Source organism: Dryocola mayonis (assembly GCF_051307045.1).
GTDB lineage: Bacteria > Pseudomonadota > Gammaproteobacteria > Enterobacterales > Enterobacteriaceae > Dryocola.
On the sequence record NZ_CP150452.1, the window covers coordinates 1,804,773 to 1,826,452 of the forward strand.

The 21,680-nt window shown below is 58.3% G+C and carries 15 protein-coding genes and 5 pseudogenes; 12 read left to right on the forward strand and 8 right to left on the reverse strand.

From position 1 onward, the window contains the following. Window positions 1-65 precede the first annotated feature (65 nt). Window positions 66-2,000: a protein kinase YeaG gene (gene yeaG / locus WLO32_RS08795; protein WP_121267897.1), complete on the reverse strand. Its 1,935-nt coding sequence runs from the start codon at window positions 1,998-2,000 to the stop codon at window positions 66-68. Window positions 2,001-2,427: 427 nt separating this feature from the next. Between yeaG and WLO32_RS08800 the strand changes: the two genes are divergently transcribed. Both WLO32_RS08800 and WLO32_RS08805 read left to right on the forward strand, forming a co-directional pair. Further along, window positions 2,428-3,174, forward strand: coding sequence for a MipA/OmpV family protein (locus WLO32_RS08800; protein ID WP_435947977.1), 747 nt, complete (start codon window positions 2,428-2,430; stop codon window positions 3,172-3,174). A gap of 84 nt (window positions 3,175-3,258) precedes the next feature. Then, window positions 3,259-4,111: pseudogene (locus tag WLO32_RS08805) on the forward strand (aldo/keto reductase). Here the strand turns inward: WLO32_RS08805 and WLO32_RS08810 are convergent. Together WLO32_RS08810 and gapA are read right to left on the reverse strand one after the other, a co-directional pair. Beyond that, window positions 4,108-4,995, reverse strand: coding sequence for a D-hexose-6-phosphate mutarotase (locus WLO32_RS08810; protein WP_435947978.1), 888 nt, complete (start codon window positions 4,993-4,995; stop codon window positions 4,108-4,110). The pseudogene WLO32_RS08805 and the gene WLO32_RS08810 sit on opposite strands and share 4 nt — an antisense overlap. 78 nt (window positions 4,996-5,073) lie before the next feature. Next, window positions 5,074-6,069: a glyceraldehyde-3-phosphate dehydrogenase gene (gene gapA / locus WLO32_RS08815; protein ID WP_435947980.1), complete on the reverse strand. Its 996-nt coding sequence runs from the start codon at window positions 6,067-6,069 to the stop codon at window positions 5,074-5,076. Between the two features lie 345 nt (window positions 6,070-6,414). Here gapA and msrB point away from each other — a divergent pair. Together msrB and WLO32_RS08825 are read left to right on the forward strand one after the other, a co-directional pair. Beyond that, window positions 6,415-6,829: pseudogene (gene msrB, locus WLO32_RS08820) on the forward strand (peptide-methionine (R)-S-oxide reductase MsrB). A 40-nt stretch (window positions 6,830-6,869) separates the two neighbouring features. Further along, entirely contained in the window at window positions 6,870-7,148 is a 279-nt protein-coding gene (locus tag WLO32_RS08825; protein ID WP_435947981.1) for a YeaC family protein, read from the forward strand. A gap of 114 nt (window positions 7,149-7,262) precedes the next feature. Here WLO32_RS08825 and pncA read toward each other — a convergent pair whose 3' ends face one another. The 3 genes from pncA to sppA form a co-directional block, all read right to left on the reverse strand. Then, on the reverse strand, window positions 7,263-7,898 hold the full coding sequence (pncA, locus tag WLO32_RS08830; RefSeq protein ID WP_435947982.1) for a bifunctional nicotinamidase/pyrazinamidase: 636 nt from the start codon (window positions 7,896-7,898) through the stop codon (window positions 7,263-7,265). A 9-nt stretch (window positions 7,899-7,907) separates the two neighbouring features. After that, entirely contained in the window at window positions 7,908-8,924 is a 1,017-nt protein-coding gene (gene ansA, locus WLO32_RS08835) for an asparaginase (protein ID WP_435947983.1), read from the reverse strand. Window positions 8,925-9,015: 91 nt separating this feature from the next. Then, entirely contained in the window at window positions 9,016-10,866 is a 1,851-nt protein-coding gene (gene sppA / locus WLO32_RS08840; protein ID WP_435947984.1) for a signal peptide peptidase SppA, read from the reverse strand. Window positions 10,867-11,037: 171 nt separating this feature from the next. Here sppA and WLO32_RS08845 point away from each other — a divergent pair, with 171 nt between their 5' ends. From WLO32_RS08845 to WLO32_RS08860, 4 genes and pseudogenes are all read left to right on the forward strand, one after another. Continuing rightward, entirely contained in the window at window positions 11,038-11,589 is a 552-nt protein-coding gene (locus WLO32_RS08845) for an NAD(P)H nitroreductase (RefSeq protein ID WP_435947985.1), read from the forward strand. A gap of 122 nt (window positions 11,590-11,711) precedes the next feature. Beyond that, window positions 11,712-12,756: pseudogene (gene selD, locus WLO32_RS08850) on the forward strand (selenide, water dikinase SelD). Between the two features lie 4 nt (window positions 12,757-12,760). Further along, window positions 12,761-14,756: pseudogene (locus tag WLO32_RS08855) on the forward strand (DNA topoisomerase III). Further along, window positions 14,710-14,958 (forward strand): DUF1496 domain-containing protein, encoded by a 249-nt coding sequence (locus WLO32_RS08860; protein WP_435948270.1) that lies wholly within the window; start codon window positions 14,710-14,712, stop codon window positions 14,956-14,958. Before WLO32_RS08855 ends, WLO32_RS08860 begins: the two are co-directional and overlap by 47 nt. On the opposite strand, the gene WLO32_RS08865 is transcribed toward WLO32_RS08860, so the two are convergent. Then, a complete protein-coding gene (locus WLO32_RS08865) occupies window positions 14,924-15,334 on the reverse strand; it encodes a pyrimidine (deoxy)nucleoside triphosphate diphosphatase (RefSeq protein WP_435948271.1) in 411 nt (136 codons plus the stop codon). The genes WLO32_RS08860 and WLO32_RS08865 overlap by 35 nt on opposite strands. Before the next feature lie 23 nt (window positions 15,335-15,357). Then, window positions 15,358-16,165: pseudogene (gene xthA, locus WLO32_RS08870) on the reverse strand (exodeoxyribonuclease III). 456 nt (window positions 16,166-16,621) lie between these two features. Between xthA and WLO32_RS08875 the strand changes: the two are divergent. From WLO32_RS08875 to astB, 4 genes are read left to right on the forward strand one after another with little or no spacing between them, the layout of a single operon-like run. Next, entirely contained in the window at window positions 16,622-17,842 is a 1,221-nt protein-coding gene (locus WLO32_RS08875; protein ID WP_435947986.1) for an aspartate aminotransferase family protein, read from the forward strand. Continuing rightward, window positions 17,839-18,873 carry an arginine N-succinyltransferase gene (gene astA / locus WLO32_RS08880; protein ID WP_435947987.1) on the forward strand — a complete coding sequence of 345 codons (1,035 nt, stop codon included), beginning with the start codon at window positions 17,839-17,841 and terminating at the stop codon, window positions 18,871-18,873. The genes WLO32_RS08875 and astA overlap by 4 nt, the downstream gene beginning before the upstream one ends. Continuing rightward, window positions 18,870-20,348, forward strand: a complete 1,479-nt coding sequence (astD, locus tag WLO32_RS08885) for a succinylglutamate-semialdehyde dehydrogenase (protein ID WP_435947988.1) — start codon at window positions 18,870-18,872, stop codon at window positions 20,346-20,348. Before astA ends, astD begins: the two co-directional genes overlap by 4 nt. Beyond that, a complete protein-coding gene (gene astB, locus WLO32_RS08890) occupies window positions 20,345-21,673 on the forward strand; it encodes an N-succinylarginine dihydrolase (RefSeq protein WP_435947989.1) in 1,329 nt (442 codons plus the stop codon). Before astD ends, astB begins: the two co-directional genes overlap by 4 nt. Window positions 21,674-21,680 lie beyond the last annotated feature (7 nt).

The following is a 21,680-nucleotide window of genomic DNA, read 5'->3' on the forward strand; positions in this document are numbered from 1 at the left end:
CCCCAAACTTCTTTGCCAACTGCGCAGGGGTGCCACGGCTGTGGCACCCATTTGTGACTTAGACGTTATGAAGACTTACGTACCCGCAGATACCATTCGCACAGCAGGCGAACCTGTTTGCGGGTGTAACCTTTCTCCATCATACGATCGACAAAGTCATCATGTTTTTTCTGCTCGTCGGTCGAGGTTTTGGCGTTGAACGAGATAACGGGCAGCAGCTCTTCGGTGTTCGAGAACATTTTCTTCTCGATAACCGTGCGCAGCTTCTCGTAGCTGGTCCAGTTAGGATTACGTCCGTTGTTGTTGGCGCGGGCGCGCAGCACGAAGTTAACGATTTCGTTACGGAAATCTTTCGGGTTGCTGATGCCCGCCGGTTTTTCGATTTTTTCCAGTTCCGCATTCAGGGATTCGCGGTCAAACAGCTGGCCGGTATCCGGGTCGCGGTACTCCTGATCCTGAATCCAGAAGTCAGCATAGGTGACATAACGATCGAAGATGTTCTGTCCGTATTCTGAATAGGATTCAAGGTACGCCGTCTGAATCTCTTTGCCGATAAACTCGGCGTATTTCGGGATCAGATAGCCCTTCAGGTGTTCAAGATATTTCTCCGCCTGATCCTGCGGGAACTGCTCGCGCTCTATCTGCTGCTCCAGCACGTAGAACAGGTGCACCGGGTTTGCCGCCACTTCGATATGGTCGAAGTTGAACACCCGCGAGAGGATTTTGAAGGCAAAACGCGTCGACAGGCCGTTCATGCCCTCATCCACGCCGGCGTAGTCGCGGTACTCCTGGTAGGATTTCGCTTTCGGATCGGTATCCTTCAGGCTTTCGCCGTCATATACCCGCATTTTGGAATAGATGCTGGAGTTTTCCGGCTCTTTCAGACGCGACAGAATCGAGAAGCGCGACAGGGTTTCAAGCGTGCCCGGAGCGCAAGGCGCGTGGGACAGCTCGCTGTGATTGAGCAGTTTCTCGTAGATTTTGATCTCTTCGGAAATCCGCAGGCAATAAGGCACCTTGACGATGTAAACGCGGTCAAGGAAGGCCTCGTTGTTCTTGTTATTACGGAAGGTCACCCACTCGGATTCGTTGGAGTGCGCCAGAATAATGCCGTTAAACGGCAGAGCGGAGATGCCTTCCGTACCGTTATAGTTCCCCTCCTGGGTTGCGGTCAGCAACGGGTGGAGGACTTTAATAGGCGCTTTAAACATCTCAACGAATTCCATGATGCCCTGGTTTGCGCGGCACAGCGCGCCGGAATAGCCGTAGGCGTCAGGATCGTTTTGCGCGTGGTTTTCCAGCTTGCGGATATCCACCTTCCCGACCAGCGCGGAGATATCCTGGTTGTTCTCATCCCCCGGCTCCGTTTTAGCGATCGCGATCTGCGCAAGGATAGATGGCCAGACTTTCACCACGCGGAATTTGGTGATATCGCCGCCGAACTCCTGCAGGCGTTTTGCCGCCCACGGCGACATAATAGTGCCGAGGTAGCGGTTAGGCACGCCGTACTCTTTTTCAAGAATAGAAGCGTCTTCCTGAGGATTGAACAGGCACAGCGGGTGGTCGTTTACCGGGCTGCGCTCGCCGTTGGCGCTCAGGGTATAAATAGGCACGCGCTGCATCAGCGCCTTCAGGCGTTCCGCCAGCGAGGACTTACCGCCGCCGACCGGCCCCAGCAGATACAGAATCTGCTTCTTCTCTTCAAGGCCCTGAGCCGCATGTTTCAGGTAGGAAACAATTTGCTCGATGGCTTCTTCCATACCATAGAACTCTTCAAAGGCCGGGTAGCGGGAAATCACCCGGTTCGAAAAGAGACGGGACAGCCGTGGTTCTGTCGCAGTATCCACCATCACTGGCTCACCAATGGCCATCAATAGCCGTTCTGCCGCGTTGGCATAGGCACTGCGATCCTGCTTACAGATGGCAAGAAATTCCTGCAGTGTGAACTCTTCGTCCTTGGCAGCTTCATAGCGCTGGCGATAGTGATCGAATATATTCATGGCATGCCGTCCTTTCGTTTTTTAGCACAGGTTAGAGAGCCGAAGGTAATAGTAATGGGGGCTCCCGGAAGACGTATTCTGAGTACAGCAACCCTTATGCCAACTTATCTGTCGTGGTGCTTTCGGTACTGCCGTCAGAGTAATTCACCTTCTTAAAATAAAGCGTAGATGGCATTTGCAAAACTTGCATACGGTCGCAAACCAATTTCAATGACATATCAATAACTCATCCAAATAAATCTCCCGGCGCCTGCGGCAGACATCCGCCGCGTCATTCAATGGTCACAGAACTGAAAGCCTGTTGTCACAGGTCGCCGTAATGATGTTTTGTTGGGTTAATATTGCGGTCAGGTAAAAAGTTTGGGATGAAGAGCAAGGGCGGTTACACTTCTCTCGCTGATTATTTGATTTAAGGACTAAACGGATTGTGACCAAATTCAAAATTCTGACACTGGGCGTGCTTATCGCCTCTTCAGTAAGCACCGCAATCGCGGCAAATCAGTGGTCTGTTGGTGCCGGCGTTGGCGTAGTGGAGCGCCCGTATAAACAGTATGACCGCGATATCTATCCGATACCGGTTATCACCTATGAGGGAGATAATTTCTGGTTCCGCGGGCTGGGCGGCGGCTATTATCTGTGGAACGACCAGACCGACAAGCTGTCAGTCACGGCCTACTACTCACCGACCTATTTTAAACCGGGCGACAGCGACGACAGCCAGCTGCGCCGCCTGAACAAGCGCAAGAGCACCATGATGGCCGGGCTCTCATATGTCCACAATACCGAATACGGCTTCCTGCGCACGAAGCTTGCCGGCGATACGCTGGATAACAACAACGGCATTGTCTGGGATCTGGCCTGGCTTTACCGCTATACCAACGGCGGCTTAACGCTGACGCCGGGTATCGGGGTGGAGTGGCAGAGTGAAAACTATAACGACTACTATTATGGCGTCTCCCGCAGCGAGTCAAGACGCAGCGGTTTGAACAGCTATGACGCGGACGACGGCTGGAACCCGTACCTGGAACTGACCGCAAGCTATAGGTTCGCGGACGACTGGAGCCTGTACGGCACGGGCCGCTACACCCGTCTGAGCGATGAAATCAAAGACAGCCCGATGGTTGATAAATCCTGGACGAGCCTCGTTTCCGCGGGGATCACCTACAGTTTCTGATAGCGAGTTTCACCGGCACTTTTACACCACGGGGCGCTTGCGCCCCGTTTTCATTATGGCGGCGCGACCTGATAAGGAGGCTTTATGAGCGGTCAGATGCGTTTTTCTGCAGGCCAAAGTTTACCGGCTATTGGGCAGGGCACATGGTACATGGGCGAAAAGCCCCTGCAGCGGCGGGACGAAGTTCATGCCCTGCAGGCGGGTATCGATCTGGGCCTGAAATTAATCGACACGGCTGAAATGTATGCCGAGGGCGGCGCGGAAAAAGTGGTCGGTGAGGCCATTAGCGGGCGGCGGGATGAGGTTTTTCTCGTTTCAAAAGTTTATCCGTGGAACGCGGGCGGGCAGAGGGCTGTAGCAGCCTGTGAAGCAAGCCTTAAGCGTTTGCAGACGGACTGTCTCGATCTTTATCTGCTGCACTGGCGCGGAGATATTCCGCTCGAAGAAACCATCAGCGCCATGCAGCTTCTCAGGCAGCAGGGCAAGATCCGCCGCTGGGGCGTATCAAACCTCGACTATGCCGATATGCAGGAACTAAGCGCAATCGCAGGCGGCGAGGAATGCGCGGCTAATCAGGTGCTTTATCACCTGGCCTCCCGCGGCATCGAATACGATCTGCTGCCCTGGTGCCGGCAACAGAGCATGCCCGTCATGGCCCTACTGTCCGTTGGCGCAGGCGGGGCGTTTGCGTGAGGGATTGATGCAGCATCCGGCGCTGAACCAGCTGGCCGCAGAGAAAGGCGTAACCGTCGCGCAGCTGCTGCTGGCGTGGGTGGTCAGCCATAATGGCGTGATGGCGATCCCCAAGGCCGCAAGCGTGTCGCATGTGAAGGAGAACGCCGCGGCGCTCGATATCGTGCTGAACGAAGAGGACAGGGCGAAGATGGAAAAGGCGTTTCCGGCACCCGGCCGCAAAACGCCTTTAGACGTGGTTTAGTTTTTCTTCGCCACGCGCAGGGTCGCCGCCAGACGCGCCGGCTTGTCGGCTCCGGCCTTTTGTGACGTTGTCACGCAGGCGGTTTCCACGCAGACGAACGTTTTGTAGCCGTCATCCGGCATGTCGCCCATCGAGGCAGACAGCGCCGGGCCCGGATTCCAGCCCACGACGTTGCTGTGGTGGTGGTGCACAACGTCGATGGTGCGCTTCAGGCTTGCGTCGTGAATCACGCTGCATTCCTGCGCCGCCAGGTAAACGCGGTCGGTGCGGTCGGGGAAGGTTTGCACGCCATCGCTCAGCTCGCCTTTTTCGCCGTTAAGCACTTTATCAATATAGGCGTTGCCCAGGCCGCTTACTTTCACGTCGGCAATATCGCCCACGTTGAAGTAGGTGTGCAGGGCGCTGGTGACTTCAAACTCACCGTGCGCTTCCAGCTCCATCTCACAGGTTTTACCCAGCTTGTAACGGGCATACAGGGTGAAATCGTGCGGCCAGTAGCTGCGGGTTTCCTCGCTGCTTTGCAGTTCGAAGGTCAGCGCAACGCCGTTGGCGTCTTCGTTGTGCGCGCTTAGCGTCCACGGCAAATTACGGGCGAAGCCGTGAGCGGGCAGCGCCTTGTCTTCCGCCGGGCCGAACCATGGCCAGCAGACAGGTACGCCGCCGCGCAGCGCTTTACCGATTTTAAAAGGCGTGTTGTCGCTCAGCCACAGAACTTCTTCTTCACCGGCGGGTTTCCACGAGAGCAGGTGCGCCCCCTGTAAAGCCACGGAGGCGCGTACCTGTGGATGATCGATAACAATCACTTCCAGCTCATCAAGCTGACGACGGGAGATGACGGGGGTGATCTGTTCAATAACCGGAAGGGCAAAAATTTTAGTAATCATTGACTCAACCTATATATCGAAAGCGAAAAAAAAGGGCGACCATCGTCGCCCTCCTGGGATTAGTGACTCATCTCGGACTTATTTGGAGATGTGAGCAATCAGATCCAGTACTTTGTTGGAGTAGCCGGTTTCGTTGTCATACCAGGAAACCAGTTTCACAAAGTTGTCGTTCAGTGCGATACCAGCTTTAGCATCGAACACGGAAGTGCAAACTTCGCCGTTGAAATCGGTAGAGACAACGTCGTCTTCGGTGTAACCCAGAACGCCTTTCATTGCGCCTTCAGAAGCCGCTTTGATTGCTTTCTTGATTTCTTCGTAAGACGCTGCTTTTTCCAGACGAACGGTCAGGTCAACAACGGACACGTTTGGCGTTGGAACGCGGAACGCCATGCCGGTCAGTTTGCCGTTCAGCTCTGGCAGTACAACGCCTACAGCTTTAGCAGCACCGGTAGAAGAAGGGATGATGTTCTGAGCTGCGCCGCGGCCGCCGCGCCAGTCTTTGTGAGACGGGCCATCAACGGTTTTCTGAGTAGCGGTAGTTGCGTGAACGGTGGTCATCAGGCCTTCAACGATACCGAAGTTGTCGTTGATAACTTTAGCCAGCGGAGCCAGGCAGTTAGTGGTGCAGGATGCGTTGGAAACGATGTCCTGGCCTGCGTATTTTTCAAAGTTAGCACCGCGAACGAACATTGGGGTGTTGTCTTTGGAAGGACCAGTCAGAACGACTTTTTTCGCGCCGGCGGTGATGTGCTTACGAGCGGTTTCGTCGGTCAGGAAGATACCGGTAGCTTCAGCAACAACGTCAACGCCGATTTCGTTCCATTTCAGGTTAGCCGGATCTTTTTCAGCAGTAACACGGATGGTTTTGCCGTTAACAACCAGGTGGCCATCTTTCACTTCAACGGTACCCTTGAAACGACCGTGAGTGGAGTCATACTTCAGCATGTATGCCATGTATTCTGCGTCTAACAGATCGTTGATACCAACGATTTCAATGTCAGAACGTTCCTGAGCAGCACGGAAAACAATGCGACCGATACGGCCAAAACCGTTGATACCTACTTTGATAGTCATATATTCCACCAGCTATTTGTTAGTGAATAAAAGGTTGGCTGTAAAATTACAAAAACCTTACGCAGCGTCAAGCGGAATCGTGTCAATCATTGCGACAAATCAATCCTGTGGACAGCAATCGTACGATAAAACCGCTTCACGTTTCCCTTTTGGCCATAAGCCATATGGGGACGGTTTGTGGAATTTTAAAGGGCAAACTAAACAAAAATGTGACAACAGTCACAATTAATGCCGCGCCAGAAATTCAGGCCTAAGTTTAGAACAAAAATCCGCGCGGCGTTGTTAATTTTTTGTTAGAATCATACTGTTATCAGTCACTGCAACTATTGCCCGAGACGTACGCATATGGCTAACCACTTACCTCCTGATTCAGCGAAAAAAAACCTTAATGAGATGCAGTTTTACGTCACCCAGCAACACGGCACGGAACCGCCGTTTTCAGGGCGACTGCTGCATAACAAACGTGATGGCGTTTACCACTGCCTGGTGTGCGACGCGCCGCTGTTTATGTCCGGGTCCAAATATGACTCTGGCTGCGGCTGGCCGAGCTTCTACGAGCCGGTAAGCGACACAGCTATTCGCTACATCAAAGATTTTTCACACGGCATGGAGCGGGTGGAGATCCGCTGCGGCAACTGCGAGGCGCATCTGGGCCACGTATTCCCGGACGGGCCCGCAGCCGACAGGCGAGCGCTACTGCGTCAATTCCGCGTCGTTAAGCTTTATTGATGAGAAAAACGGCGAGCAGACGGAAGGTTGAAAAATCGATTCAGCAAATTATTCCACAGGGAGCAACCCGCATGACCAATCTGGATGAAATGTTGGCCGCTATGACGCCGGAAATCTATCAGCGTCTGATGACCGCGGTCGAGCTGGGAAAATGGCCGGACGGCGTGGCGCTGACGCCGGAGCAGAAAGAAAACAGCCTGCAGCTGGTGATGATGTGGCAAACGCGCCATAACGTCGACGCCCAGCATATGACCATCGGCACCGACGGCAACATCGTGATGAAGAGCAAGCAGCAGCTGAAGGCCGAATTCGGCATTGAGCCCGCGCCGATCGTGACGGTGAAGCTGTAGCCGCGTTCCCTCTGCGCCGGAGGGAACAGGCCGTGCTGGTTAATCCCCGTTTTTAATCCCGTGCGTTTCGGCCAGCTGTTTCGCCAGCTGGTTTTTATTTTCCGCGCCCGGTAATTAGCGCCAGGAAAAATCAGCCAGCGTCATCAGCTCCGCGCCCGCCACCGACATGTCCTGGAAAGCCAGCAGGCTGTCGTGCGGATGGATATTAACGCCGCGGCAGCCGTCGGTAATCACCGTAACGCCGTAGCCCAGCTCCAGCGCGTCGAGCACGGTAAATTTCACGCAGTAATCGGTCGCCAGGCCCAGCACGATCAGTTCGGTTACGCCGCGTGCGCGCAGCCAGGCGTCCAGCTCGGTTTTCTGGCGGTGCCCGTTGTCGAAAAAGGCGCTGTAGCTGTCGATAGCCGGGTTTTCACCTTTAGGAAAGACGGCATCAATATCTTTCGTATTGAGCAGCGGGTGAAGGGCGGCGCCCTCGGTATTCTGCACGCAGTGGGAAGGCCACCAGGTTTGCGGCAGGCCGTCCAGTGTTCCCTGTGTATAGGGTTCGGCGCCCTGCACGCTGGCAAAGCTGCCGTGGTTAGCCGGGTGCCAGTCCTGCGAAGCGACAACCGCCTCGCCGCGCGCCTTACTGCGGCTAATCAGTTCATTGGCCACATCGACGGTGCTGTCGCCTTCCGGCACGGCCAGCGCGCCGCCGGCGCAGAAATCGTTCTGCAAATCGACCAGTAACAGTGCACGCTTATTCATTGGCTCTCCTTACTCATCAGGCGTTAATTCACCGCGCAGGTTGCGCGACATGGCTTCGCGGATGGCCTGCACGTCCAGCCCCTGGCTTAACAGATAGTGCAGCTTGGTCAGCGTCGCCTCAACGGTCATATCATAGCCGCTGATAACGCCGGCCTGCGCCAGCGCGTTTCCCGTAGCATAGCCGCCCATATTCACTTTGCCGGACATACACTGGGTGAGGTTCACCACCACAATGCCGCGCGAAGTGGCTTCCTGCAGCTCCCGCAGGAACGCGCCGTGCTGGGGAGCGTTGCCCACGCCGTAGGAGCGCAGGATCAGCGCCTTGACCGGCTGGCGCAGGAAGTTGCCGACCACGTCCGCGGAAATGCCCGGATAAATTGTTACCACGCCGATGGGCTGCGGGGTAATTGGGTGAACGATCAGTTCGCCTGCGCCCTGCGGCGCGGCTGGCGTGTTCAGGCGACGAATATGAATGCCCGCTTCGAGCAGCTGCGGCAGGTTAGGCGAGGCGAAAGCGTCAAAACCGTCGGCATGGGCTTTGGTGGTGCGGTTGCCGCGGTACAGGCGGTTGTTAAAGAACAGGGTGACTTCGTTGATCGGGAAGTTTGCCGCCACGTACAGCGAGTTTAGCAGGTTGATTTGTCCGTCAGAGCGCAGTTCGGCAAGAGGAATTTGCGAGCCCGTGACAATCACCGGTTTGCTGAGGTTTTCCAGCATAAACGACAGCGCCGAGGCGGTGAACGCCATGGTATCCGTGCCGTGCAGAATGACGAAGCCATCGTACTCATCGTAGTGCGCTTTGATGTCGTCGGCGATGTGCTGCCAGTCTTCCGGCGTCATATCCGAGGAGTCCATCAGCGGCTGATATTCGTGAATAGTAAAGTCCGGCATCTCCTGGCGGTGGAATTCGGGCATCAGCGCCAGCTGGCGCTGCAGGTGGCCGGAAACGGGGATATAGCCATGTTCTGAACGCTGCATACCGATGGTGCCGCCGGTATAGGCAACGTAGATGGATTTTTTTTGCATGAGTGGGCCCGGAGCTTGTTACGTAATGGGGCGCAGTATAGTGGCGCGGAACAAAAAAATCAGCCCGATGGCTGCCGGGCTGAAGAGGTGATTATCGCACATCGCCACATGTGAGGCAGAAGGCGTAACGGTTTTGCGGATCGTTCATGGCGCCGAACTTATCGTTCTGGGCCTTCACCGCCAGCGCTGCGTCAGCCAGTGGCGCAGGCAGATAAGCCTGCAGCGCCTGCGGCAGCATGGCGCGTACCGAGCCGCTCATGCTGCTGAACACCATATCGATAAAGCCCGGCTCGTCCTGCCAGAACTGCAGATGCCAGTTTTTAAGCTTCGCAAGCTCGGCCGCTTTCGCCACCGCATCGTCGAAATCGCCCAGGCTATCGACCAGGCCGTTGGCCTTCGCATCCTGGCCCGTCCAGACGTGGCCCTGCGCGATCCGATCGATCTGCTCCGGCGTCCTGTTGCGGGATTGCGCAACCAGGGTGATAAAGCGCTTGTAACCGTTCTCGATGGTCAGCTGCATCATCTGCTGCACTTCCGGCGGCAGAGATTTGGTGACCGCAACGTCCGCCAGAGGCGAGGTAGAGACGCCGTCGGTATGCACGCCGAGGTAATCCAGCGAGCTCTCAACGGTATTGATAACGCCGAAGATGCCGATGGAGCCGGTGAGCGTGCTCGGGTTGGCGACGATGTAGTTGGCCGGCGTGGAAATCCAGTAGCCGCCGGATGCCGCCATGCCGCCCATTGAAACCACCACCGGTTTGCCCGCCGCTTTCGCCGCCGCCAGCTCCTCGCGGATGGTTTCAGAAGCCGTTACGCTGCCGCCCGGGCTGTTCACGCGCAGGATGATGGCCTTCACCTTCGGGTCCAGACGCGCTTCACGGATTTGCATGGCGGTAGTATCGCCGCCCACCTGGCCCGGCGTTTCTTCGCCGTCCATGATGGCGCCGTTAGCGAAGATCACCGCGATTGAGCCGCCTTGTTCAGCCGGTTTTTTCACCTGATAGTCGTACATGCTGGTATAGCTGAAGTCTTTATTCGCCTTGCTCCAGCCAAACTGCTTGATGAGGGCTTTATCTACCGTGGCGCTGGTGGCCAGTTCGTCGACCAGCTTGTTGTCGAGCGCGTACTGCGCCGTATCGCCGCCTAATTTTTGCAGGTTATCAAGCAGCGCCTGCGCGCCGGGGAACGCCTGCTGCGCGGTGATTTGACGGTTCGCGGCAATGGTGTCGATATAGTTCTGCCACAGCTCGCCGATCCAGCGGCTGTCCGCCTCACGCGCGGCGGGCGACATATCGTCGCGGATAAACGGCTCAACGGCGGATTTATAGGTGCCGACGCGGAAAATGTGCGTGGAGACCTTCAGCTTATCGAGCAGCGTTTTGTAGTAGAGCGAGTTGGTGGCGAAACCGTGCAGATCCACCGTGCCCTGCGGAGAAAGCCAGATTTTATTGGCGAAGCTTGCGAGATAGTACTGCCCCTGGCTGTAGCTATCGCCTGTGGCATATACCGGCTTGCCGCTGTCGCGGAATTCGCGCAGCGCTTTGCCGATATACTGCATCGACGGCTGGTCGGCCCCGGCGAACTCTTTCAGATCCAGCACGATGCCGGTGATATTGCGGTCGTCCTTCGCCTGGCGAATCGCGTCCACGATATCAAACAGGGAATTTTCCTGCAGGCGGTCGGAGCTGGCGCCCAGAAGCTGGCGGCCGATAACGCCGAGCTTATTGCTCACCGACGGCTTATCCACGACGACGCCGGTGATATCAAGCAGCAACGCGCCGCGCGCCGGCTCAGAGGAGCTGCTGCTGAGCTGCAGCCAAATGCCCACGCCCACCAGTATCAGCAGGATAAGGAACAGGTTGAGAATGAATTCCCGAATGAAATTAAGCCCACGCCAGGTCCACTTAAAGAAACCGGCAATAAATCGCCCAATGGTACGCATGTCTTCTCCGTAACCGTCAAAATCGCAAGCTGCCGTACGAAACCACAGCGAAAGTGAACGCTATCCTAATTAGCCCCAGGCTAAAAGTCAGCAGGAAATCCGCCCTATGCTGTAACAAAAACCTATGCTGTGTTAGTTTCGTGAATAAAAATCATTACCGGAGTTAATAAGATGGATGCACTCGACCTGTTGGTTAACCGCCGCAGCGCTTCACGCCTGGCCGAACCTGCGCCGGCCGGCGACGCGCTGGAAAACATTTTTCGCGCCGGCATGCGTGCGCCGGATCACGGCTCTTTGCAGCCGTGGCGCTTTATCGTCATCGAAGGCGAAGGACGCGAACGCTTCAGCAAGGTTCTGGAAAAAGCCGCCGTTGCCGAAGAGCTGGACGAAAAGGGCATTGAGAAAGCGCGTAGCGCGCCGTTTCGCGCGCCGATGATTATCGCCGTGGTGGCGTACTGCGATGACAATCATAAAGTTCCCGTCTGGGAGCAGGTGGTTTCCGCGGGCTGCGCGGTGATGGCGATGCAGATGGCGGCGGTCGCCCAGGGCTTTAACGGCATCTGGCGCAGCGGCATCTGGACCGAAAGCGAAGCCGTGCGCGAGGCGCTTGGCTGCCGCGAGCAGGATGAGGTCGTCGGCTTCCTCTACCTGGGCACGCCGCAGCTGAAGGCTTCCACCACCATCACGGTTCCTGATACCACGCCATTCGTGCGTCATTTCTGAACAAACCCCGCAAAGCTGTCTGGATTGTGAGCGAAAGCCGCGCAATTCAGACACGCGGACTTATCACCCTGCCATTTGAGCGCTACCATAGAGCCCTGAAAGCCCAATGACAGGAGTTGTCCATGAGTGAGCAAACCGTTCGTTTAACCCAGTACAGCCACGGCGCGGGCTGCGGCTGTAAAATTTCCCCAAAAGTTCTGCAAACCATCCTGCAATCGGAGCAGGCGAAGTTTGTCGACCCGAACCTGCTGGTGGGGAACGAAACCAGCGATGACGCGGCGGTTTACGATCTGGGCAACGGCACCTGCGTGGTCAGCACCACCGACTTTTTCATGCCCATCGTTGACGATCCGTTCGATTTCGGACGCATCGCGGCGACCAACGCCATCAGCGATATCTACGCCATGGGCGGCAAACCTATTATGGCGATCGCCATTCTTGGCTGGCCGATCAACACGCTGGCGCCGGAAATTGCCCGCAGGGTGATTGAAGGCGGGCGCTTTGTTTGCCAGCAGGCGGGGATTTCCCTCGCCGGCGGCCACTCCATCGACGCCCCGGAGCCGATCTTCGGTCTTGCGGTCACCGGCATCGTGCCGACAGAGCGCGTGAAGAAAAACAGCTCGGCGCAGGCCCGGCTGCAAGCTTTATCTCACCAAGCCGCTCGGCATCGGCGTACTGACCACCGCCGAGAAAAAATCCCTGTTAAAACCCGAGCACCTCGGCCTTGCGGCGGAAGTCATGTGCCAGCTTAACAAGCCCGGCGCGGAGTTTGCTGAAATCGAAGGCGTCACCGCGATGACCGACGTCACCGGTTTTGGCCTGCTGGGCCACCTGAGCGAGATGTGCCAGGGCGCGGGCGTGCAGGCGGAAGTGTGGTTCGATAAGGTCCCGAAACTGCCGGACGTGGAGGAGTACATTGCCAAAGGCTGCGTGCCGGGCGGCACGGGGCGCAACTTCGCCAGCTACGGCCACCTGATGGGCGAAATGTCCGATGCGCGCCGTGACCTGCTGTGCGATCCGCAAACCTCCGGCGGCCTTCTGCTGGCGGTGCGCGCTGACGCCGGGCAGGAAGTTGCCGCCGTAGCGGAAAAAAACGGCATCAAGCTGACCGCCATCGGCGAGCTGAAAACCGCTCGCGCAGGCCGACCGATGATTGAGATTAGCTGAGCTCATGCGGCTGTTTATTGCGGAAAAACCAAGTCTCGCTCGCGCCATCGCCGACGTGCTGCCGAAGCCGCACCGCAGAGGGGATGGCTTTATCGAATGCGGCAACGGCCAGGTGGTGACCTGGTGTATCGGCCACCTGCTGGAGCAGGCGCAGCCGGACGCCTATGACGGCCGCTATGCGCGCTGGAACCTTGCCGATTTGCCTATCGTGCCGGAAAAGTGGCGGCTGCAGCCGCGTCCCTCCGTCACCAAACAGCTTAACGCCATCAAAAAGCTGCTCTCGCAGGCCAGCGAAGTGGTGCACGCAGGCGACCCGGACCGCGAAGGGCAGCTGCTGGTGGATGAAGTGCTGGACTATCTGCAGCTGGCGCCGGAAAAGCGCCAGCAGGTGCAGCGCTGCCTGATTAACGATCTCAACCCGCAGGCCGTTGAACGGGCCATTTCTCGGCTGCGCGCCAACAGCGAATTTATTCCTCTGTGCGTTTCAGCCCTGGCCCGCGCCCGCGCGGACTGGCTGTACGGCATCAACATGACCCGCGCCTACACCATTCTTGGGCGCAACGCGGGCTATCAGGGCGTGCTGTCCGTGGGTCGCGTGCAGACGCCGGTATTGGGGCTGGTGGTGCGTCGCGACGAGGAAATCGAAAACTTCGTGCCGAAAGACTTTTTTGAAGTGAAGGCGCATATCGTTACGCCGGCGGATGAACGCTTTGTCGCCACCTGGATACCCAGCGAATCCTGCGAGCCGTATCAGGACGAAGAGGGGCGTTTGCTGCATCGTCCCCTTGCCGAGCACGTTGTGAAGCGCATCGGCGGGCAGCCCGCCATCGTCACCGCCTATAACGACAAACGGGAAACGGAGGTCGCGCCGCTGCCGTTCTCGCTTTCCGGCCTGCAGATTGAAGCCGCGAAGCGCTTTGGGCCTCAGCGCCCAGAACGTGCTGGATATCTGCCAGAAGCTGTATGAAACCCATAAGCTGATTACCTATCCGCGCTCCGACTGCCGCTATTTGCCCGAAGAGCACTACGCCGGACGCCATGCGGTACTGAAAGCTATCGGCGTTCACCAGCCGGATTTGCTGCCGCAGCCGGCGGTGGACACCGATATACGTAACCGCTGCTGGGACGATAAAAAGGTGGACGCCCACCACGCGATTATCCCCACGGCGCGCAGCGCATCCGTCTCGCTTTCGGAAAACGAAGCGAAGGTCTACAACCTTATCGCCCGGCAGTATTTAATGCAGTTCTGCGCCGATGCGGTGTTCCGCAAATGCACCATCGATCTGGATATCGCAGGCGGCAAATTTAACGCCAAAGCGCGTTTCCTGGCCGAGGCGGGCTGGCGCACGCTGCTTGGCAGCAAGGAGCGCGATGAGGAAAACGACGGCACGCCGCTGCCGGTGGTGGCGAAAGGCGATGAGCTACTGTGCGAGAAGGGCGAAGTGGTGGAGCGGCAAACCCAGCCGCCGCGCCATTTTACCGATGCGACGCTGCTTTCCGCGATGACCGGCATCGCCCGTTTCGTGCAGGATAAAGATTTGAAAAAGATCCTGCGCGCAACGGACGGCCTGGGCACGGAAGCGACGCGCGCGGGGATCATCGAGCTGCTGTTCAAACGCAGCTTCCTGACGAAAAAAGGGCGCTATATTATTTCTACGGATGCCGGAAGAGCGCTGATCCACTCCCTGCCGGAGCTGGCCGCGCGGCCGGATATGACGGCGCACTGGGAATCCACGCTTACGCAAATCAGCGAAAAGCAGTGCCGCTATCAGGACTTTATGCAGCCGCTGGTGAATACCCTCTATGAGCTTATTCACCAGGCGAGAACCACCCCGGTTCGCCACGCCTTTAAAGGAATTAAGGCGCCGGATGACAATAAAAAGTCCCGCAAACAATGGGCAAAAAAAGAGGGAAATGCCGATGCTAAGAAAAAGCCTGCTCGCCGCCGCCGTGATGCTGACGACGAGCCTGCCGACAATGGCGCAGCGCCACCAGCCTGACGTGGACGTTTCCGTGCCGCCGGAGGTGTTCAGCACCCAGGGCTCGCGTGCCGCGCCCTGCAATCAGTGCTGCGTCTATCAGGATCAAAACTATTCCGAAGGAGCGGTGGTGAAGGCGGACGGCGGCATACTGTTACAGTGCCAGCGCGATGAAAAAACGCTGGGCACTAATCCGCTGGTGTGGCGCCGGGTAAGGCCTTAAACGCCTCAAGCAGGGGAATATCCGCCGGAGCGAGGGCATACGCCAGCGCTTCGGCGGGAGAGCACCATACCAGCCCGCTGTGGCAGTAAGCCGTCATCTCACCGCGAAAAGCCGGCACGCGCCAGGCATGCAGGTGAATGGTTCGTCCGCACACCTCCCGTTTGTGGCTGGCGACATAGCCGCCCACCTCAGCTTCAATACCCAACTCTTCGCGCAGCTCGCGTGCCAGCGCCGCCGGCTGCGACTCCCCGGCCTCCACCTTGCCGCCTGGAAACTCCCACAGCCCCGGCTGATCGCCGCCTTGCGGCCTTTGCGCGAGTAAAATTTTTCCGTCGCGCTCGATAATAGCCGCGACGACATCAATGGATTGGATCATCATGTTCCGCCGGCGGGCCGGGGCTAAAGTTTAAACTGCGCCCAGACCGGCGCGTGGTCGGAAGGCTTTTCCATGCTGCGAATGTTGTAATCGATGCCCGTAGCGACGCAGCGCTCCGCCAGCGGTTTGCTTGCCAGCACCAGATCGATACGCAGGCCGCGGTTATCGTCAAAGCCTCTGGAACGGTAGTCGAACCAGGAGAACTTATCCTGCGCCTGCGGGTTGGGCCTGCCGGAAGGTATCGACCAGCCCCCAGTTCATCAGGCGCTGCATCCATTCGCGCTCTTCCGGCAGGAAGGAGCACTTGCCGGTGCGCAGCCAGCGCCTGCGGCTGTCTTCACCGATGCCGATATCCAGATCCGTTGGGCTGATATTCACATCGCCCATAATCAGCACCGGCTTGTCTTTGTGCAGCGCGTTTTCCAGGTAGTCCTGTAGATCCTGATAAAACTTCGCCTTCGCCGGGAATTTGGTCGGGTGATCGCGGCTTTCGCCCTGCGGGAAGTAGCCGTTGATGACCGTCAGATCGCCCAACGGAGAAGGGATTTCCGCCATGATGAGGCGACGCTGGGCTTCTTCATCGTCGCCGGGAAAGCCGCGGCGTACGGCAACGGGCGTCTCTTTGGTCAGCAGCGCGACGCCGTAATGGCCTTTTTGTCCGTGATAGAAGACGTTGTAGCCAAGCTTCGCCACGTCCTCAAGCGGGAACATATCGTCGTGCACTTTGGTTTCCTGCAGGCCGATAACGTCCGGCTGATGCTGTTCGATAATGGCTTCAAGCTGGTGCGGACGGGCGCGCAGGCCGTTGATATTAAAAGAGACAAATTTCATAAGTCGCTGCCGTGGTGACAAGTCAAGGTGGCAGGATGGTAGCAGAAAACCGCGCGAAATGCAGTGGGCCGCTTTTCGCCGCCTTTTGTGACGCGCGCGGCGCGCGGGCGCTGCGGATTGATAAGCAATATCTGCACCAAAAAGCCGCATGCCGCCCCGTTTTGGGGCGCGATCGGCGGGCAAATCCCGGTAGCGATCACAAATCCAGCATTATATTTTACGCTTGCATAATATTTCTTGTTTTCGTGCCGCAAACCCGCCCGACAGATAAAACTATGCACTTATTATTCACTTTAAATGCATATCACTGGTGCCTAACCTGTTGATTTTACGTTTCACCCCTTCCGTTATGCAATTTTACCTCTGGCTGGCACGAAGCGTGCAATCTACATTTACAGCGCAAACACTAAATTATTTAACAATTACATTACTTTTTATTTACCGGAAGAGGTCGCTATGCAGCAGTCAATAACACGCCAGAACTTCGACGAATGGATGATGCCCGTTTATGCCCCTGCGGCTTTTGTTCCGGTACGCGGCGAAGGTTCCACGCTGTGGGATCAGCAGGGCAAGGACTACATCGATTTTGCGGGCGGGATTGCGGTTAACGCGCTGGGCCACGCTAATCCGGATTTGCGCCATGCGCTGGAAACCCAGGCGGCTAAGTTCTGGCATACCGGCAACGGCTACACCAACGAGCCGATTTTACGGCTGGCAAAACAGCTTATCGACGCCACCTTTGCCGATAAAGTTTTCTTCTGTAACTCGGGCGCCGAAGCGAACGAGGCGGCCCTGAAGCTGGCGCGAAAATACGCGCACGATAACTTCGGCCCGCACAAAAGCGGTATCGTCGCTTTTAAAAACGCGTTCCATGGCCGCACGCTGTTTACCGTCTCTGCAGGCGGGCAGCCCGCTTACTCCCAGGACTTTGCGCCGCTGCCGCCGCAAATCAGCCATGCGGTTTATAACGACCTGCAGTCCGCCAGCGAATTAATCAACGAAAATACCTGCGCGGTAATCGTCGAACCGATGCAGGGCGAAGGCGGCGTGGTGCCTGCGGATCCCACCTTCCTGCAGGGGCTGCGCGAGCTGTGCGACCGCCACAACGCGGTGCTGATCTTTGATGAGGTGCAGACCGGCGTTGGCCGCACCGGCTCGCTGTATGCCTATATGCACTACGGCATCACGCCGGACGTGCTCTCCACGGCGAAAGCGCTGGGCGGCGGCTTCCCGATTGGCGCCATGCTGACCACCGATAAGTTCTCCTCGGTGATGGTGGTGGGAACGCACGGCACCACCTACGGCGGCAACCCGCTGGCGGGCGCCGTCGCCGGGCGCGTAATGGAGCTGATTAACACTCCGGAAGTGCTCAACGGCGTAAAAGAGCGCCACGCATGGTTTGTCGAGCGCCTCAATAAAATCAACCAGAAGCATCAGCTGTTTGGCGAAGTGCGCGGCCTGGGGCTGTTAATTGGCTGCGTGCTGCAGCCCGAGTACGCCGGCAAGGCTAAACTTATTCTGCAGGCCGCCGCGCAGGAAGGGTTAATGATCCTGATTGCCGGGGCCAACGTGGTCCGCTTCGCGCCGTCGCTTATCGTCAGCGAGGCCGAGGTGCAAAAAGGACTGGATCGCTTTGAGCGCGCCTGCGAACGCTTTCTTGCAGGAGAAAAATCATGATGGTCATTCGTCCGGTTGAGCGCGGCGATTTGCCCGGCCTGCTCCAGCTTGCGGGGAAAACAGGCGGCGGGCTGACCTCGCTGCCCGCCGATGAAAAAACGCTGGCGGAGCGCATCGATCGCTCGATAAAAACCTGGCAAGGCGGCCTGCCGAAGGGCGACCAGGGATACGTTTTTGTTCTTGAAGAGTCCGCCAGCGGCAAAGTGGTGGGCATCTGCGCCATCGAAGTGGCCGTCGGGCTCAACGATCCCTGGTACAACTACCGCTTTGGCACCCTGGTTCACGCCTCCAAAGAGCTGAACATCTACAACGCCCTGCCGACGCTTTTCCTCAGCAACGATCACACCGGCAGCAGCGAGCTTTGCACGCTGTTCCTCGATGCCGACTGGCGCAAAGAGGGCAACGGCTATCTGCTCTCGAAATCGCGCTTCCTGTTTATGGCGGCCTTCCGCGAACGCTTCAACGAAAAAGTGGTGGCGGAGATGCGCGGCGTGATTGATGAACATGGCCATTCGCCGTTCTGGGAAAGCCTCGGCAACCGCTTCTTTTCCATGGAATTCAGCCGCGCGGACTACCTGTGCGGCACCGGGCAGAAGGCCTTTATCGCCGAGCTGATGCCCAAGCATCCTATTTATACCGACTTCCTGTCGCCGGAGGCGCAGGCCGTCATCGGCCAGGTGCATCCGCAAACCGCGCCGGCCCGCGCGGTGCTGGAGGCCGAAGGATTCCGCTATCGCAACTACGTCGATATTTTCGACGGCGGCCCGACGCTTGAATGCGATATCGACCGGGTTCGCGCCATCCGTAAAAGCCGCATGGTGGAGGTGGCTATCGGCCAGCCCGCCACCGATGAACTGCCGGTTTGCCTGGTGGCCAACGAAAAATATAACACCTTCCGCGCGACGCTGATTAAAGCCAATCCTAAAGGCGATCGCCTGGTTATCGATGCTGCCACGGCGGATACCCTGAAATGCAGCGCGGGCGACAAAGTACGGCTGGTACGCCTGTGCCCCGAGGAGAAAAAAGTATGACCCAGTGGATTAACGGAACATGGACCGCCGGCCGCGGCGAAGCGATGCAAAAGCACAATCCGGTGAACGGCGATCTGCTGTGGGAAGGCGTGACGGCAAGCAGCGAACAGGTCGCTGAAGCCTGCGCCGCCGCGCGCGCGGCGTTTCCGGCATGGGCTAAAAAAACCTTTGCCGAGCGGCAGGCTATCGTCGAACGGTTCGCCGGGCTGCTTGAGGCCAACAAAGATGAACTCACCGGCACCATCGCCCGGGAAACCGGCAAGCCGCGCTGGGAGGCGGCCACCGAAGCCACGGCGATGATCAACAAAATCGCCATTTCAATAAAGGCGTACCATACCCGCACCGGCGAAACCCATACCGCCATGCCGGACGGCGCCGCGACCCTGCGCCATCGTCCGCACGGCGTGCTGGCGGTCTTCGGACCCTATAATCTGCCGGGGCATCTGCCAAACGGCCATATCGTTCCCGGCCTGCTGGCGGGCAATACCATCATCTTTAAACCCAGCGAGCTGACGCCGCGCATCGGCGAGCAGGTCATGCGGCTGTGGGAGCAGGCGGGCGTGCCGCGCGGCGTGCTGAATCTGGTGCAGGGCGGGCGAGAAACCGGCCAGGCGCTGGCGCAGCAAACCGATCTTGACGGCCTGCTGTTTACCGGCAGCGCCAACACCGGCTACCAGCTGCATCGCCAGTTTGCCGGGCAGCCGGAGAAAATCCTCGCGCTGGAAATGGGCGGCAACAACCCGCTGATTGTGGAAGACCCGCAGGATATCGACGGCGCGGTGCATCTGGCCATCCAGTCTGCGTTTATCACCGCCGGGCAGCGCTGCACCTGCGCGCGCCGCCTGCTGGTGAAGAAAGGCGGGCAGGGCGATGAGTTCCTGAAGCGGCTGGTGGAGGTCGCCTCGCGCCTGAAGCCGGGCCGCTGGGACGCCGAGCCGCAGCCATTTATCGGCGGCCTGATTTCCGCCCAGGCGGCAGAACGCGTGCTGGCCGCCTGGCAGGAACACCTGGCCCGCGGCGGCAAAGCTTTATTAACGCCCGGGCTGACGGAAGCCGGCACCTCCCTGCTGACGCCGGGCATCGTCGAGCTGACCGGCGTGGCGGACGTGCCGGACGAAGAGGTCTTCGGCCCGCTGCTGGCCGTTTACCGCTATGACAGCTTCGACGATGCGATCCGCATGGCGAATAACACCCGCTTCGGGCTGGCGAGCGGCCTGATTTCCCCCGATCGTGAGCAGTTCGACCAGCTGCTGCTGGAGGCGCGCGCGGGCATCGTCAACTGGAACAAACCCCTGACGGGAGCGGCCAGCACCGCGCCCTTCGGCGGCGTGGGCGCCTCCGGCAACCACCGCGCCAGCGCCTGGTACGCGGCGGACTACTGCGCCTGGCCGATGGCGACGCTGGAAAGCCCGGCCTTTGCGCTGCCGGAAACCCTCAGCCCCGGCCTGGATTTCAGCCGCGAGGAACAGCCATGAAAGTCCGCGAGGTCAACTTTGACGGCCTGGTGGGGCTAACCCACCATTACGCCGGGCTGTCGTTCGGCAACGAAGCTTCTACGAAGCACCAGTATCGCGTTTCCAACCCGAAGCTGGCCGCTAAGCAGGGGCTGCTGAAAATGAAGGCGCTGGCGGATGCGGGATTCCCGCAGGGCGTGATTGCGCCGCAGGAGCGCCCGAACGTGCCTGTGCTGCGCCAGCTTGGGTTTACCGGCAGCGACGCGCAGGTGGTTGAACGGGTCGCGAAACAGGCGCCGCAGCTGCTTTCTGCGGCCAGCTCAGCCTCTTCCATGTGGGTGGCGAATGCCGCCACCGTCTCGCCCTCGGCAGACAGCCTTGACGGCAAAGTGCATCTGACGGTGGCAAACCTGAACAACAAATTCCACCGGGCAAGCGAGGCGCCGACGACGGAAAGCCTGCTGCACGCCATTTTCCGTAACGAAGAATACTTTTCCGTTCATGGCGCGCTGCCGCAGGTGGCGATGTTTGGCGACGAAGGGGCGGCAAACCATAACCGCCTCGGCGGCGCGTATGGCAGCCCGTCCGTGCAGCTTTTCGTTTATGGCCGCGAAGAGGCGAAGGCCGGATTGATTCCGGCGCGCTATCCGGCCCGGCAGACGCTGGAGGCAAGCCAGGCCGTGGCGCGGATAAACCAGGTTAATCCCGAGCTGGTCGTTTATGCGCAGCAGAACCCGGCGGTGATTGACCAGGGCGTTTTCCATAACGATGTGATTGCGGTGTCGAATCGCCAGGTGCTGTTCTGCCACGAGCAGGCTTTTTTACATCAACACGAGCTTTATAAAACCCTGCGTGAGAAAGTACCCGGCTTTATGGCGGTGGAGGTTCCGGCTGAGCGCGTCACGGTGGCGGACGCCGTCGCGACATACCTGTTCAACAGCCAGCTGCTCAGCCGCGACGACGGCGGCATGACGCTGGTTCTGCCGGAGGAGGCGCGTCAGCACGCGGGCGTCTGGCGCTATCTTAACGAGCTGCTGGAAGCGGATAACCCGATTAGCGAACTGAAGGTGTTCGATCTGCGCGAAAGCATGGCCAACGGCGGCGGTCCGGCCTGCCTGCGCCTGCGCGTGGTGCTTACCGAGGCGGAACGGCAGGCGGTTAATCCGGCGGTGATGATGAATGATACGCTGTTCGCCACGCTTAACGGCTGGGTGGACCGCTGGTATCGCGATCGCCTGACGCAGGCTGATTTAGCCGACCCATTATTGCTGCGCGAAGGAAGAGAAGCGCTCGATGAGCTGACCCGTATACTAGACTTAGGGTCTGTTTATCCGTTCCAGTGCTAACAAGGAG

What these genes read in the sequence shown, in the direction of transcription:
- sppA (WP_435947984.1), bottom strand. Translation starts at nt 10,866, where the DNA reads ATGCGTACCATTGGGCGATTTATTGCCGGTTTCTTTAAGTGGACCTGG.
- astD (WP_435947988.1), top strand. Translation starts at nt 18,870, where the DNA reads ATGACCCAGTGGATTAACGGAACATGGACCGCCGGCCGCGGCGAAGCG.
- WLO32_RS08845 (WP_435947985.1), top strand. Translation starts at nt 11,038, where the DNA reads ATGGATGCACTCGACCTGTTGGTTAACCGCCGCAGCGCTTCACGCCTG.
- WLO32_RS08860 (WP_435948270.1), top strand. Translation starts at nt 14,710, where the DNA reads ATGCTGACGACGAGCCTGCCGACAATGGCGCAGCGCCACCAGCCTGAC.
- WLO32_RS08810 (WP_435947978.1), bottom strand. Translation starts at nt 4,995, where the DNA reads ATGATTACTAAAATTTTTGCCCTTCCGGTTATTGAACAGATCACCCCC.
- astA (WP_435947987.1), top strand. Translation starts at nt 17,839, where the DNA reads ATGATGGTCATTCGTCCGGTTGAGCGCGGCGATTTGCCCGGCCTGCTC.
- yeaG (WP_121267897.1), bottom strand. Translation starts at nt 2,000, where the DNA reads ATGAATATATTCGATCACTATCGCCAGCGCTATGAAGCTGCCAAGGAC.
- WLO32_RS08875 (WP_435947986.1), top strand. Translation starts at nt 16,622, where the DNA reads ATGCAGCAGTCAATAACACGCCAGAACTTCGACGAATGGATGATGCCC.
- astB (WP_435947989.1), top strand. Translation starts at nt 20,345, where the DNA reads ATGAAAGTCCGCGAGGTCAACTTTGACGGCCTGGTGGGGCTAACCCAC.
- gapA (WP_435947980.1), bottom strand. Translation starts at nt 6,069, where the DNA reads ATGACTATCAAAGTAGGTATCAACGGTTTTGGCCGTATCGGTCGCATT.
- pncA (WP_435947982.1), bottom strand. Translation starts at nt 7,898, where the DNA reads ATGAATAAGCGTGCACTGTTACTGGTCGATTTGCAGAACGATTTCTGC.
- WLO32_RS08825 (WP_435947981.1), top strand. Translation starts at nt 6,870, where the DNA reads ATGACCAATCTGGATGAAATGTTGGCCGCTATGACGCCGGAAATCTAT.
- WLO32_RS08865 (WP_435948271.1), bottom strand. Translation starts at nt 15,334, where the DNA reads ATGATCCAATCCATTGATGTCGTCGCGGCTATTATCGAGCGCGACGGA.
- ansA (WP_435947983.1), bottom strand. Translation starts at nt 8,924, where the DNA reads ATGCAAAAAAAATCCATCTACGTTGCCTATACCGGCGGCACCATCGGT.